The sequence below is a fragment of the Myceligenerans pegani genome, from assembly GCF_014892515.1.
In the GTDB taxonomy this organism is placed as follows: Bacteria; Actinomycetota; Actinomycetes; order Actinomycetales; family Cellulomonadaceae; genus Myceligenerans; species Myceligenerans pegani.
The window spans coordinates 1-14030 of the sequence record NZ_JADBGR010000010.1; the positions used below are offsets into that span (position 1 = coordinate 1).

Here is a 14030-nt window from a genome sequence, read left to right on the forward strand (position 1 = left end):
GCCGAGCGGCCCCACCCCACCGCCTGAGTCGTGCGGTCTGCCTTCGGCGCAGCCCGTGGGTTGCTGCGGGTGGGTTGCTGCGGGTGGGCTGGCGTGGGCAGGTCGGGCGGTCAGGGTTTGGTGGTGATGAGGAGGTCGACGAGGTCGCTCAGGGTGGTCTGGTCCTGGTCGCCCCGCGGGGTGTCCAAGGCGTTCGGCTCGGCGAGCGGGTTCTCGACGGCGTAGCGGCGATCGCCCGCGTCGTGGACGGCGAGCAGCACCTCGATGGCCGTTCCGGTGTCGACGACGAACCGCAGGCCCAGGGTGTCGAGGATGCGGGTGATCGCGTCCGCGAGCTCCTTGCGGAGCGTCTTCACGTGCGCCGCGTGCAGCGTCGCGACGCGAGCGTCGCGCATGGCGAGAAGCTCGAACTCGGAGCGGAGCAGAGTCCACTGCCGGTTGTGGTCCGGGTCGGTGGCCACGGCGTCGAGAACCTGCGCGATCGCGTCGTGGTCGACCTTTCCGGAGCGGAACGCGCTCGGGTCGAGCGACCTGGTGGCGACCTCGAGCGCGTCGAGCTGCTGCCGTTTGAGACGTTCGGCGAGCGCGAGGAAGAGCTCCTCCTTGCTGCCGAAGTTCGAGTAGAACGCGCCGCGTGTGAAACCGGCGGTCTCGCAGATCGCCTCGATGGACGCGCCGTGGATCCCGTCCCGGGCGAAGACGGTGTAGGCGGCGTCCAGGAGGCGTGCCCGCGTCCGCTCGCGGCGTGGGGTCAGGACGTTGGCCAGGGCGCTCTCGACCGGCGACGAGCGCTCGGTCGGGTCGACGCCCGGTCCGGTGGCGTCGTCGCGCAGCGGCTCGGCGGTCACGGTCTCTCCTCAGGGTGGTGGTGCGAGAAAGAAGTGTAGTCCGCTCGCCGAAGTTTCGATACACGAACGTATCCGATACAGTGATGCATCGAACCACCGGAACCCCTTGGGAGCGTTCGTGTCTTCTGCTCTGTACTCGCTCGGTCGCTGGGCCGTGCGCGCGCGCCGGCTCGTGCTTGTCGGCTGGATCCTGGTGCTCGCGCTCACGGGCACCGCCGCCGGTCTGCTGCAACAAGGCCTCGACAACCAGGTCACGATCCCCGGCACCGAGTCCCAGCTCGCGCTGGATCGGCTGTCGGCCACGTTTCCACAGGTGAGCGGCGCCTCCGCACAGGTGATCGTCGTCGCGCCCGAGGGTTCCGACGTCTACCGGCCCGAGGTGCGGGGCGCTGTGGAGGACGGCGTGGCCGCCCTCGGCGACATCTCACAGGTCACCGCCGTGACGTCCCCGTACGACGAACAGATGCCCGCGTCCGTCTCCGACGACGACACGGCCACCCTGCTGACCATCCAGCTCGACGGTGACGAGGGCTCGATCACCGACGAGACGAAGGACGCGCTGTCCGACGAGGCCGCGGCGCTCGCCGCCGCTCTGCCGGAGGGCGGCGAGGCGCATCTCGGGGGCCAGCTCTTTGCCACCGAGTTCCCCGAGATCTCCCTGGTCGAGGGTGTCGGGCTGCTCGTGGCGCTCGTCGTGCTCGTGATGACGCTGGGATCGCTGATCGCTGCCGGCCTGCCGCTCTTCAACGCGCTGCTGGGGGTCGGCGTGTCGATGGCGCTGCTGTTCGCCGCCACCGCTCTCGGTCCCATCAGCTCGACCACACCGATGCTGGCGGTGATGCTCGGGCTGGCCGTGGGGATCGACTACGCGCTCTTCATCGTGTCGCGCCACCGGGAGCAGTTGCGGGACGGGCTGCCTGTCGCGGAGTCGGTCGCGCGTGCGACCGCGACGGCGGGTTCCGCGGTGGTGTTCGCCGGGCTGACCGTCATGATCGCGCTGGTCGGGCTGAGCGTGGCGGGCATTCCGTTCCTGTCGGTCATGGGTATCGCTGCGGCGGTGACCGTGGGCGTCACGGTGGTCGTGTCGCTGACGTTACTGCCTGCGGTGCTCGCGATGGCGGGCGAACGGCTGCGGCCCAGGGTTCGCCCGCGTGCGGTGTCGGACGAGGGCGACGGTGAGGAGGCACGGTCGCACGGGACCGCCGATCGGTTCTTCGCCGGATGGGTGCGCGGCGTGACCCGCTTCCCGGCGCTGACCGTGGCGATCGTCGTCGTCGCGCTGGGCGCGCTGGCGCTGCCGGCCATGAACCTGCGGCTCGCGCTGCCGGATGCCGGCGTGCTCGCCGAGGACAACTCCGCACGCGTCACCTACGACCTGGTCTCCGAGAGGTTCGGCGACGGGTTCAACGGACCGCTCGTCATCACCGGATCGATCGTGACGAGCAACGACCCGGTGGCACTGATGGACGAGATCGGGGACGAACTGGCCGACCTTCCGGGCGTCGCCGACGTGCCCCTCGCCACGCCGAACGAGTCCGCCGACACCGGGATCGTGCAGGTGGTCCCCACCGGCGGTCCGACGTCGGCCGAGACCGAGGCGCTGGTGCACGAGATCCGGAGCCTGCACGACCACTTCCTCGACACGTACGGGGTCGACCTCGCCGTCACGGGCTCGACGGCGGTCGGGATCGACGTCTCGGAGAAACTGGGTGCCGCGCTGCTCCCGTTCGCGCTGCTCGTGGTGGGGCTGTCGCTCGTGCTGCTGACCATGGTGTTCCGGTCGATCGCCGTGCCGATCAAGGCGACCGTGGGATACCTGCTCTCGGTGGGTGCGGCCTTCGGGGTGATCACGCTCGTCTTCGAGAACGGCTACCTCGCCGAGCTGCTGGGCGTGACGCGGCCGGGTCCGGTGATCAGCTTCATGCCCATCGTCCTCATGGGCGTGCTGTTCGGCCTGGCCATGGACTACGAGGTGTTCCTGGTGTCCCGCATCCGCGAGGACTACGTGCACGGCAGGGGTCGGGACCGGGCGCGGAAGGCCATCGGCACCGGCTTCCGCGGGGCGGCCGGTGTGGTCACTGCCGCGGCCGTGATCATGACGGCCGTGTTCGTCGCGTTCGTCCCGCACGGGGACATGAACCTCAAGCCGATCGCGCTCGGGCTCGCGGTCGGCGTGTTCGTGGACGCGTTCGTGGTCCGGATGGTCCTCGTGCCCGCGGTCCTCGCACTGCTGGGTGAACGAGCCTGGTGGATCCCGCGGAAGCTCGACGCCGTCCTGCCGTCGTTCGACGTCGAGGGCGAAGGACTCGCGCGGGAGATCGCACTCGCCGACTGGCCCCAGCCGGGCGCCCGGGACGCCGTCGCCGCAGAACGGCTGGTGGTTCGCACCGCGTCCGGAACGGCGGCGGGGCCGGTGAGCTTCCGCGTGCCCGAAGGAGGCGCGCTCCTGGTCCGCGGCGACTCCGCTGTCCAGGTCGGCGGTGTCCTCCTGGCGGCGGCCGGGCGAGTCGTCCGTGGGGGCGGGGTCGAGGTCGACGGCAAGCTCAAGACCACCGGCCTCGTACTGCCGGAACGGGCCGCGGCCGTGCGTGGCAGGGCCGCCGTCGTCGATGCCGGGACGACCGGCGCGGGCCACGCGCCCGACGACGCCGTTCGGCGAGCGGTGCGTGAGCGCGCGCGGCTGATCGTCGTGGACGGCTGCGAGACGGTCGGCGACGTGACCGCACGGATGGAACTGGCGCAGGCGCTCGCGGACGCGCAGCGCGACGGCGTCGCGGTGATCGTCGGGGCGGTCGGCGGCGCGGCGAGCGATCTGGCGCCGCCCGGGACGCCTGTCCTGGACGTCGGCGCCGCGACCGGGGCGGTCGGCCTGGGCGCGCGCGGGAACGAGACTTCGATGCAGGAGGTTCGGCGATGAACGCGACGAGGTGGCTGCGGCCGGAGCCTGTTCGGGACCGGCGGCGGGCAGCGGCCGTCGCCCTGCTGCCGCTCATGATCCTGGCGCTCCTCCTGGCGGCACTGTGGGACCCGCAGGACCGGCTGGAGACCGTGCCGGCGGCGATCGTGAACCTCGACGAGCCGGTGGAGGTCGACGGGCAGCTCGTGCCGCTCGGCCGGCAGCTCGCGGCCGGCCTGGTGAGCGGCGGTGAGACACCGGAGGAGGGTGAGTCCGCCGCCGTTCCGGCGTCGGACGACAGCTACGACTGGCGGGTGACCGACGCGGAGGACGCGGCGTCGGGGCTCGCGGACGGCGCCTACGCGGCCGTCGTCACGATCCCGGAGGACTTCTCCGCGGCCGCGACGTCGTACGGGAGCGATGACCCGGCCGAGGCGCGCAAGGCCACGATCGACGTCGCGACCGCTCCGGACGGCCGGGTCCTGGACGACGCGCTGGCCCAGATCGTGGCGCAGACGGCGACCGGTGTCCTCGGCGACACCCTCACCGAGACGTATGTGGACAACGTCCTGATGGGCTTCTCCACGCTGTCCGACGAGCTCGGCACCGCCGCGGACGGGGCCGGCGAGCTCGCCGACGGAGCCACGGACGCGGGCACGGGCGCGGAACAGCTGGCGGACGGCGCCCACCAGGCCTCGGACGGCGCCGAGAACCTCGGGGAGGGCGCGCACCAGCTCGCCGGGGGAGCCGGTGAACTCGCCGGCGGTGTCGGCCGGTGGGCGGGCGGAGCGAGCGAATGGGCCGCTGGAGTCGGCCAGTGGGCGGCGGGCGCCGACGCCCTGTCCGCCGGGACGTACCGGTTGGCGGGTGGAGTCGGGCAGAGCGCCATGGGCGCGAATCGGCTGGCCGAAGGCGCGGACGAGCTCGCGGGAGGTGCGCAGCGCGTTGCCGACGGAACCCAGGAGCTCGCGGCGGGTCTCGCGACGATGGATCGACAGGTCAGCAAGTTCTCCGCGGGCGCGCAGGAGGCTCTCGCCGGCCTGGAGGCGATCGGCGGGGACCTCGAGCAGTTGACCGCCGGCATCGCGGTGCTGTGCAGCGGGCCGATCGTGGAAGAAGACTCCCAGCTGACCGAGGGCGCCGAGGCAGAGCTGAACGAGCTCTGCGCCAAGCTGGCGGAGATGGATGGCACGGCCGGATCCGGGATCGGCGAGATCTCGGGCAAGCTGGACGAGCTCACGACGGGCGTGAACGACCTCGCGGCCGGATCGGCGCGACTGGCCGCAGGCTCGCGGCACGTGGCCGACGGCGCCGCCGATCTGTCGACCGGCGCCGACGAGCTCTCCGGTGGGCTCACCGAACTGCAGCAGGGCGCCAACGACGCCGCCGCCGGGATGTCAGGTCTCTCCGACGGAGCGCGGGACCTGGCGGCGGGTGCCACCGGGCTCGCGGGCGGCGCCGGGGAGTTGTCCTCCGGGGCGGGCGGCCTGGCAGACGGCGTCTCCGGGCTCGCCGCCGGCGCCGGGGACCTCTCCGGAGGGATCGACGCGGTCGCGACCGGGACGGACGACCTCGCCGACGGCATCCACGAGATGGCAGGGGGCGCAAGCGACCTCTCCGACGGCCTCGACCAGGCCACCGAGGAACTGCCCACGTACAGCGACTCGGAGCGTCAGTCCCTCGCTTCCGTCGTGGCGGACCCGGTCGAGGTCACCGGCGCGTCCGAGCTGGGCACCGGTGCCACGGGGCCGATGTTCGCGGTGCTGGCCCTCTGGCTCGGAGCACTCGGCGTGATGCTCGTGTTCCCGCCCGTGCCGTTCGGCGCCCAGGGGTCGACACGCGGCCCGCTGCGCCTGACGCTCCGAGCGCTCGCTCTCCCCGCCGCCATCGGCGTGGTGACCGGCGCCGCGACCGGAGCGATCCTCGCGGGCGTCGAAGGGCTCGACGCGGGCGGCCGGGCGGCCTCGATCGCGGCCGGTGTCCTCGTCTCGGTCGTGTTCGTCGCGGTGAACCAGGCGCTGGCCGCAGCGCTCGGGCACGTGGGACGCGCGATCAGCCTCCTCGTCGCGGTCCTCGTGATCGCGGCAGGGGTGGTCTCGACGGCCCCGGCAGGCATCCGTGGCCTGGCCGCCTTCCTCCCGGTCGGCGCCGGCCAGGAGGCTCTGGCGGCGATCACCGAGAGCTCCGGCGGCCTGGCGGCAGCCTGTGCTGCGCTGGGCGCGTGGGCACTGGCGGGCATCGTGGTGACGACCCTCGTGGTCTCCCGCTCCCGCACCGTTCGCGCCACGGCCCTCCGGGCGGCCTGACCTCCTCAGGTCGCCGGTCTGCCGCCGGTCCGTCGCCGGCTCGTCCCGGTCCGCCGCGGAGCCGGCCCCGCGAACCCGACAGGACCGGCCCGGCCGACGGGCGTTCCGGTCCGCCCGGACGATCTACCCGCGCCGGTCCGCCCGGGCCGACCCGGACGAGCTACGCCAGGTACTCGTCCACCAGCCGCTCCGCCAGCCCCGTGTACGCCGCCGGGGTCAGCTCCGCAAGCCGCGCCGCCACGTCGTCGGGCAGCCCCAGCCCGGCGACGAACTCGCGCATCCGCTCCCCGTCCACCCGCCGGCCGCGGGTCAGATCCTTGAGCCGCTCGTACGGGTTGTCCATCGCGGGCACGCCGGCCACCGCCGCCGCGCGCATCGCCGACTGGACCGCTTCACCCAGGATCTCCCAGTTCTCGTCGAGGTCCTCGGCCATCAGCGACACGTTCACCGCGAGCGCCTTCAGCCCGCGGGACACGTTGTCGATCGCGAGCACGCTGTGCCCGAACGCCGGCCCGATGTTGCGCTGCGTCGTCGAATCCGTGAGGTCGCGCTGGAGACGCGAGGTGACCAGCGTGGCCGAGAGCGTGTCCAGCAGGGAGCACGAGATCTCGAGGTTCGCCTCCGCGTTCTCGAACCGGATCGGGTTCACCTTGTGCGGCATCGTCGACGACCCGGTCGCGCCAGCGACGGGAATCTGCGTGAAGAAGCCCAGCGAGATGTAGGTCCACACGTCGGTGGCGAGGTTGTGCAGGATGCGGTTGAACCGGGCGACGTCGGCGTACACCTCGGCCTGCCAGTCGTGTGACTCGATCTGTGTGGTCAGCGGATTCCACGTCAGGCCCAGCCCTTCCACGAACGCACGCGACACCGCGGGCCAGTCCGCGCCCGGCACGGCGACGGTGTGCGCCCCGAAGGTCCCGGTCGCGCCGTTGATCTTGCCCAGGAACTCCGCGTCCTCGATGCGGCGCAGCTGGCGCCGCAGCCGGTGGGCGAGGACGGCCAGCTCCTTGCCCATCGTGGTGGGCGTCGCCGGCTGGCCGTGCGTGCGGCTCAGCATCGGCACCGCCTTGTGCTCCCGCGCCATCTCCGCGATCTGGTCCGCGAGGGCTCGGGCCGCCGGGAGCCAGACACCACGCACGGCACCGGCCACCATCAGCGCGTACGACAGATTGTTGATGTCCTCGCTCGTGCACGCGAAGTGCACCAGCTCCGACGCGGCGGGCAGGCCCGTCCCGGGAATGCGCTCCGGGGCGGCCGCGATGCGACGCTTGATGAAATACTCGACCGCCTTCACGTCGTGCACCGTGGTGCGTTCGATCTCCTTCAGCTCGGCGATCTCGTCCGCACCGAACGTCGCCGGGATCGCGCGCAGGTAGGCGATCTCCTCGTCCGTCAGCCGGGGTGCGCCCGGTACCACCGGTCCGGGGACGTCGCCGGCCCCGTTGCACAGGGTGATCAGCCACTCCACCTCGACGACCAGGCGCTCGCGGTTCAGCGCGGCCTCGCTCAGGTGGTCCACGAGCGGAGCGACGGCGGAGCGGTACCGGCCGTCGAGCGGGCCGAGAGCGATCGGCGGCGTCACCTCGGCGAGGCTGACGCGGGCCGGGACAGGCGTGTTCACGGTGGTTTCTGGCACGGTCACCAGTTTCCCACGGGAGCTTTCGCGGCGGCCGCGATGTCCCGCCATGACGCGGCTTCGGGCTGGGACGCCGACCACAGGGCCACGGTTCGCGTGGTTGTCGACATATCGCGGCTCCCGGCCCACGACGGCGGCCGCCTGGTGCCTAACGTCGTCCCGGTACGCAAACGGACGGGGTGACGGGAGGTGGGCGCATGGACGGAGCGGAGCCGGTGGCGGCACTCGCGGCCGCGCGCAAGCTCGTGGAGTCCGCTGTGGACGAGGTGGTCGCGGCCCAGCGGGTCGGATGGGAGTCGGAGGCGGCGCTGCGGTTCCGCGAGGAGGCCGCGGTGGTGACGCGCCGGCTGGTGGGGGAGCTCGACACGTTGGACGGGGCGGCACGGCTGGCCGGGGGGCTGTCGTGACGTTCTCGGGTCGGGCGGCGGCTCCGCCGGACGTGCCGCGCAACCCGTCCGACACGATCGTCGTCACCGGCGGAAGGGGTGTGGCGTCGGTCGATGCGGGGGAGGTGCGGCTCGCCGCGGCGCGGGTCTCGGATGCGGCGGACAGCTTGCGGCGGGCAGCCGCGTTGTGCGGGTCGGCCTGGGCCGTGTTGGCGGTCGCCGCTGTGGCGCCGGGGCCGGCTGCCTTCGGGGCGGGGACGAACGGACCGGGTTCGGGGGCCGGCGAAGCCGGGCGGCAGGCGCACTCGGCGGGTACCGAGGCCGCGGCGCTGTGCTCCCGTGGTGTCGGGGCGGCGACGGTGGCCGGGTCCGGTGTCGACATCGGACCCGAGACGGTGGCTCGGTGCCGCGCCCTCTCCGGTTCGGTCGAGGCCGTGACGTCGGGGCTGCTCGAGCGCGCCGACACCTGCGCTCTGCTCGGGTGGCGCCTGTTGCGGGCCGCAGGGCTGTACGAGGAGGCGGAAGGGCTGGTCGAGCGAGTGGTCGGCGGACTCGTCACGGCGGAGGGTTTCGTCATCGGTACCGCGCTCGGCGTCCCGCCGGTCGTGCGACTCCTCGGTGGCGTGTACCGGGCCATGGGGGTCACGGCCGCCGGGAGCGATCCGACTGCGGCCGCGCGGCGGTCGCCGGCCGAGCCGGAGGGCGTGCCCGGGCGGCAGGCCGAGGCGCACTTCCGGGGCGTCGGTCGTCGCCGGACCGCAGGGGGGTTCGGCGACGACGTCGTCCGGGGCGTCGCACCGTGGACCGATGAGCTGGCATACGGTTTCGGGCACGGCGTCGCGCGGTCCGCCGGAGCGCGTCCGGGGATCCCGGGCGCTGCGGGCGTGCTCGCCGACGCCGCGCGGGGCCCGTTCGGGGACGCCCTGGGCCGGAGCGCCCGCGTCGAGCGCGTCGGACGGGACGACTTCGCCGGCGCCGTGCCCGCCTGGCACGATCGCGGCGCCGGGACCCTCGACGAGGCCCTGACCCGTGTCGACGACCTGTATCCGCGGCGCGGTGCTCCGGAGGCGACCGTCGCCGTGCAGCGGGTCACGGGAGAAGGCGGTGTCACGTCGTGGACGGTGCTGGTGCCCGGCACCCAATCGGTTCCGCCGGCCGTCCACCCCTGGGACGGCCTCACCGACCTGGAACTGGTGGCGGAACATCCGGACCAGGCCACTCAGGCCGTGGAGGCCGCGATGTCGGACGCCGGCATCGGGCCCGACGAGCCCGTGGTCCTCGTGGGGCACAGCCTGGGCGGGATCGCCGTCACCGCGCTCGCGAGTCGTCCCGCCTTCGCCGAGCGTTACCGGATCGGCGGGGTGCTGACGGCCGGGGCGCCGGTCGCGACGTTCCGGACCCCGCCCGGCGTGCCGGTGCTGCACCTCGAGACCGCCGAGGAGGTCGTCTCGAGTGTGGACGGCCGATCGAGCACGGAGAGCCCACGCGCACCGGACCGGGTCACGGTCGGCCGCACGCTGGCGGATTCCACGGCCGAGGTGGACAGGGCGGCGTCGGGCGACACGTCCCGGGCGCACTCGATCCCGACGCATGCCCGGACGCTGGCCCTCGCCCGCGCATCCGGCGACCCGCGTGTTGCCGCCGTCGTCGAACGGATCGAGCCGCTCCTGCGTGGCGACAGCGCGGAGGCCACCTTCTACCGCGCGGAACGCGTCGCGCCGACGAGTCCGGAACCGTCACCGTCGCCGGGCCCGACGCCAGGTCCGTCACCGTCGCCAGGTCCGTCACCGCGCCCCGGCCGACTACCGTGAGGCGCGGTCCGTGCGGCGGCCGGTTTCCGCCCCGGCCGTCAGTCCCGGCGCCGCGCCGGGTCCGGCAGGATCGCCATGACGATCATCTGGGCCACCGCGATGACGAGCGCCGCGATCACGTACCACCAGAACCCGCCGGTGACCTCCAGCCCGTAGCTGTCGAACAGTCCGGTGACCAGCGTGGTGATCCACAGCATCAGGGCGTTGATGAGCAGGGAGATCAGGCCGAGCGTGAGCAGGTACAAGGGCAGCGCCAGCAGGTTGACGAGCGGCTTGATGATCGCGTGCACCAGTCCGTAGACCACGGCGATCACGAGGAGCGAGAGCAGGTAGGGGCCGGTTCCCTCGGGAGAGATGACCTCGACGTGGTCGCCGAACAGCACCGTCGTCAGCCAGATCGCGAACGCGGTGACCAGAATGCGTAGCAGGAGCCTCATGAGATCGAACCTACTCGCGGTCGCGGGATGTTCGCAGGAATTCTGCCCTCGGGCCGCCCCCTCGCGCCCGCCGTACGTGGCATCCTGAATCGCGTGAACACCACCCCCGAGAACACCACGGTTCCCCTGCGCGCCGCCGTCGCCGCGCTGCCCGCCTACGTCCCGGGAGCCCGTGTGGCGCCGGGATCCGGCGCGTGGAAGCTGTCGTCCAACGAGAACCCGTACCCGCCGCTGGAGTCGGTGCGCGAGGTGATCGCCCGCGCCGCCGGTGAGGTCAACCGCTACCCGGACATGTACGCCACGGAGCTGGTCGCGGCGATCGCGGAGAAGGTCGGCCTGACGCCGGCGAACGTCGTGGTCGGCACCGGGTCGGTCTCCATGCTCGGCCACGTGCTGCAGTCCGTCGTCGAACCGGGCGACGAGGTCGTGTACGCGTGGCGTTCCTTCGAGGCCTACCCGATCTACGCGGCGATCGCCGGCGCCACCTCGGTCACGGTGCCGGTCACGGCCGACGGCCGACACGACCTGCCCGCGATGGCAGCCGCCGTCACGTCGCGCACCAAGGTGGTGCTGGTGTGCACTCCCAACAACCCGACGGGCCCGGCCGTCCGCACCGGCGAACTGGCCACCTTCCTGTCCGCGGTCCCGCGCGAGACGCTCGTCGTCGTCGACGAGGCCTACCTGGAGTTCGTGCGCGACCCGGACGTGCCCGATGCGGTGGCCCTGCTCCGTGAGCACGCGAACGTCGTCGTGCTCCGCACGTTCTCGAAGGCGTACGGGCTGGCCGGCCTGCGCGTCGGCTACGCGCTGGCGCCCACCGCGCTCGCCACCGGGATCCGGTCCGCCTCGACACCGTTCGGCGTGTCCGGGATCGCCCAGCAGGCGGCGCTCGCCTCGCTCGCCCCCGCCGCCCAGGCGGAGCTCATGGAGCGGGTCGACGCGCTGGTCGCGGAACGGACGAGGGTCGCCGACGCCCTGCGGGACCAGGGCTGGGACCTGCCCGAGACGCAGGCGAACTTCGTCTGGTTCGGCCTCGGTGACGCCACGATCGACCGTGCGAAGGAGGCCACCGACGCGGGGATCCTCGTCCGCCCGTTCGCGGGCGACGGCATCCGTGTCACCATCGGCGAGCCCGAGGCCAACGACGCCTTCCTGAAGCTCGCCGCCGGCTGGCGCTGACCCGGCGCCGGCGCACCACACCGACCTCGGGCATCAGCCCGAAGATCTTTCGGCGCGAGGCCGCTTCACTTTCCTTTGCGGGCGGAGGGTGACAGGCTGAACGGGAAAGATGCCATCTCCCGGCGACACCGTCGTCGCCAGCGGGCCGAGTCGTTTGGGGGAACCCTCCAAACCGGCGACTCAAGCCTTGGCTGACACGGCGGCTGCCGGACACGGTGGGCCCTAACCTACGCTTGCGTAAGCTACGTGAACGTAGGTTACGGCCCGCAGCGAAGGAGAGATCGTGAACAGCGACATTGGCGAGGACAAGGTCCCGCTCTTGCAGCTCCTCACACCCGAGGGCGCACGAGTCACCGGCCGCGGCAACTCCGCGTACCGGAAGCGGATCGCAGGCCTCAAGCCCGACCAGCTGCGTGGGATGTACCGCGACATGGTGCTGACCCGCCGGTTCGACGACGAAGCGACCTCCCTGCAACGGCAGGGAGAACTGGGCCTCTACGCCCCCGCGCGCGGCCAGGAGGCCGCACAGGTGGGCAACGCGTACGCGCTGGCCCCGCAGGACTACGTGTTCCCCACCTACCGGGAGCACGGAGTCCTGCAGGTCCGCGGAGTGGACCCGGTGGACCGGCTCCAGTTCTACCGCGGCACCGACCACGGAGGCTGGAACCCCCACGAGTACAACGCACAGGTGTACACCGTGGTCATCGGCTCCCAGGCACTGCACGCCGCCGGCTACGCCATGGGCGTCCAGCGCGACGGCCTGGTCGGAACCGGCGACCCGGCAAAGGACACCGCCGTCGTCACCTACTTCGGCGACGGCGCCACCTCCCAGGGCGACGTCAACGAGGCCCTGGTCTTCGCGGCCGTGAACCAGGCGCCCGTGGTGTTCTACTGCCAGAACAACCAGTGGGCCATCTCCGAGCCCACCCCCCGGCAGACACGCACGCCGCTCTACAAGCGCGGTGAGGGCTTCGGCATCCCGAGCCTCCGCGTCGACGGCAACGACGTGCTCGCCTGCTACGCCGCCACCCAGGAAGCGCTCGACCGCGCCCGGTCCGGCGGCGGCCCCACCTTCATCGAGGCGTTCACCTACCGCATGGGCGCGCACACCACCTCGGACGACCCCACCCGCTACCGCACCACGGAGCAGGAGGAGATCTGGCGCCGGCGCGATCCCATCGACCGCCTCCGCATCCTCCTGGAGAACGAGGGCGCGATCGACGCCGACTTCGAGGCCGAGCTCCAGGCCGAGGCCGACGCCCTCGGCAAGCGCCTGCGCGACCTCACCCGCAAGCTGGAACCCGCCACCAAGACTCAGATGTTCGAGACCGTGTACGCCACCGAGCATTCGATCGTCTCCGAGGACCGCGCATGGTTCGAGGCGTACGAGGCCGGTGAGCCCGCCGACGCCGGCTACGCGACGGCGGCACCGACCGCCGTCGCCCCGCAGACCACCGCCGTGCAGCAGGGAGGGACCCGATGACCGCCACGATGGAGCGCCCCATGACCGACCCTGCCACGATGCAGGCCGAACCCCGTACCCGGACCCTCACCCTCGCCAAGGCGCTCAACGAGGGCCTGCGGGCCGCCATGCGCGACGACGACAAGGTCGTGCTCATGGGCGAGGACATCGGCCCCCTCGGCGGCGTCTTCCGGGTCACCGACGGCCTCCAGGCCGAGTTCGGCGAGCAGCGCGTCGTGGACACCCCGCTCGCCGAGTCCGGGATCCTCGGCACCGCCGTCGGGATGGCCATGCGGGGCTACCGACCCGTCTGCGAGATCCAGTTCGACGGATTCGTCTTCCCCGCCTACGACCAGATCACGACCCAGCTCGCCAAGATGTACAACCGCACCCGCGGCAAGGTGCAGGTCCCCGTCGTCGTGCGGATTCCCTACGGAGGCGGCATCGGCGCCGTCGAGCACCACAGCGAGAGCCCCGAGGCGCTGTTCGCGCACACCGCGGGCCTCCGCGTCGCCACCCCGGCCACCCCGCAGGACGCCTACACGATGATCCGGGAGGCCATCGCCTGCCCGGACCCCGTCGTGTTCTTCGAGCCCAAGGGACGTTACTGGTCCAAGGGCGACGTCGACCTCGACGCCCCCGTCGGCACCGACACCCTCAACAAGGCGCGCATCGCGCGACCCGGCACCGACATCACCCTCGTCGCCTACGGCCCCACCGTGGCCACGGCGATGAAGTCCGCGGAGGCGCTCGCGGCCGAGGGCCGTTCCGCCGAGGTCGTCGATCTGCGCACCCTGTCGCCGGTCGACACCGCGACCCTCGTCGAGAGCGTGCGCAAGACGGGCCGCTGCGTCGTGATCCACGAGGCGCCCGTCTTCTACGGGACGGGCGCGGAGATCGCCGCGCGTGTCACGGAGGAGTGCTTCTACGCTCTGGAGGCACCGGTGCTGCGAGTGGGTGGCTTCCACATGCAGTACCCGATCGCCAAGCTCGAGCACGACTACCTGCCGAGCGTCGATCGCATTCTCGACGCCGTCGACCGCGCCTTCGCGCACTGAACCCGGAGGGA

10 protein-coding genes are annotated in these 14030 nt (G+C 72.4%); 7 read left to right on the plus strand and 3 right to left on the minus strand.

Annotated features, from left to right (window positions below):
- Positions 1 to 110: 110 nt before the first annotated feature.
- Positions 111 to 848: a TetR/AcrR family transcriptional regulator gene (locus tag IIE03_RS00225; RefSeq protein WP_192860730.1), complete on the minus strand. Its 738-nt coding sequence runs from the start codon at positions 846 to 848 to the stop codon at positions 111 to 113.
- A 118-nt stretch (positions 849 to 966) separates the two neighbouring features.
- Between IIE03_RS00225 and IIE03_RS00230 the strand changes: the two genes are divergently transcribed.
- Positions 967 to 3765 (plus strand): MMPL family transporter, encoded by a 2799-nt coding sequence (locus tag IIE03_RS00230; protein WP_192860731.1) that lies wholly within the window; start codon positions 967 to 969, stop codon positions 3763 to 3765.
- A complete protein-coding gene (locus tag IIE03_RS00235) occupies positions 3762 to 6050 on the plus strand; it encodes a YhgE/Pip domain-containing protein (RefSeq protein ID WP_192860732.1) in 2289 nt (762 codons plus the stop codon). Before IIE03_RS00230 ends, IIE03_RS00235 begins: the two co-directional genes overlap by 4 nt.
- Positions 6051 to 6210: 160 nt before the next feature.
- On the opposite strand, the gene purB is transcribed toward IIE03_RS00235, so the two are convergent.
- Entirely contained in the window at positions 6211 to 7686 is a 1476-nt protein-coding gene (purB, locus tag IIE03_RS00240) for an adenylosuccinate lyase (protein WP_408632815.1), read from the minus strand.
- A 197-nt stretch (positions 7687 to 7883) separates the two neighbouring features.
- Between purB and IIE03_RS00245 the strand changes: the two genes are divergently transcribed.
- On the plus strand, positions 7884 to 8093 hold the full coding sequence (locus IIE03_RS00245; RefSeq protein WP_192860734.1) for a hypothetical protein: 210 nt from the start codon (positions 7884 to 7886) through the stop codon (positions 8091 to 8093).
- Positions 8090 to 9883 carry an RBBP9/YdeN family alpha/beta hydrolase gene (locus IIE03_RS00250; protein WP_192860735.1) on the plus strand — a complete coding sequence of 598 codons (1794 nt, stop codon included), beginning with the start codon at positions 8090 to 8092 and terminating at the stop codon, positions 9881 to 9883. Before IIE03_RS00245 ends, IIE03_RS00250 begins: the two co-directional genes overlap by 4 nt.
- Before the next feature lie 38 nt (positions 9884 to 9921).
- On the opposite strand, the gene IIE03_RS00255 is transcribed toward IIE03_RS00250, so the two are convergent.
- Positions 9922 to 10320, minus strand: coding sequence for a phage holin family protein (locus tag IIE03_RS00255; RefSeq protein WP_192860736.1), 399 nt, complete (start codon positions 10318 to 10320; stop codon positions 9922 to 9924).
- 93 nt (positions 10321 to 10413) lie between these two features.
- On the opposite strand from IIE03_RS00255, the gene hisC reads away from it, so the two are divergent.
- The 3 genes from hisC (at position 10414) to IIE03_RS00270 (ending at position 14019) form a co-directional block, all read left to right on the plus strand.
- Positions 10414 to 11499, plus strand: coding sequence for a histidinol-phosphate transaminase (hisC, locus tag IIE03_RS00260; RefSeq protein WP_318842701.1), 1086 nt, complete (start codon positions 10414 to 10416; stop codon positions 11497 to 11499).
- A gap of 283 nt (positions 11500 to 11782) precedes the next feature.
- Positions 11783 to 12982, plus strand: coding sequence for a pyruvate dehydrogenase (acetyl-transferring) E1 component subunit alpha (pdhA, locus tag IIE03_RS00265; protein ID WP_318842702.1), 1200 nt, complete (start codon positions 11783 to 11785; stop codon positions 12980 to 12982).
- Positions 12979 to 14019, plus strand: coding sequence for an alpha-ketoacid dehydrogenase subunit beta (locus tag IIE03_RS00270; RefSeq protein WP_408632816.1), 1041 nt, complete (start codon positions 12979 to 12981; stop codon positions 14017 to 14019). The genes pdhA and IIE03_RS00270 overlap by 4 nt, the downstream gene beginning before the upstream one ends.
- Positions 14020 to 14030: the final 11 nt, after the last annotated feature.

What these genes read in the sequence shown, in the direction of transcription:
- IIE03_RS00235 (WP_192860732.1), top strand. Translation starts at nt 3,762, where the DNA reads ATGAACGCGACGAGGTGGCTGCGGCCGGAGCCTGTTCGGGACCGGCGG.
- IIE03_RS00255 (WP_192860736.1), bottom strand. Translation starts at nt 10,320, where the DNA reads ATGAGGCTCCTGCTACGCATTCTGGTCACCGCGTTCGCGATCTGGCTG.
- IIE03_RS00245 (WP_192860734.1), top strand. Translation starts at nt 7,884, where the DNA reads ATGGACGGAGCGGAGCCGGTGGCGGCACTCGCGGCCGCGCGCAAGCTC.
- IIE03_RS00270 (WP_408632816.1), top strand. Translation starts at nt 12,979, where the DNA reads ATGACCGCCACGATGGAGCGCCCCATGACCGACCCTGCCACGATGCAG.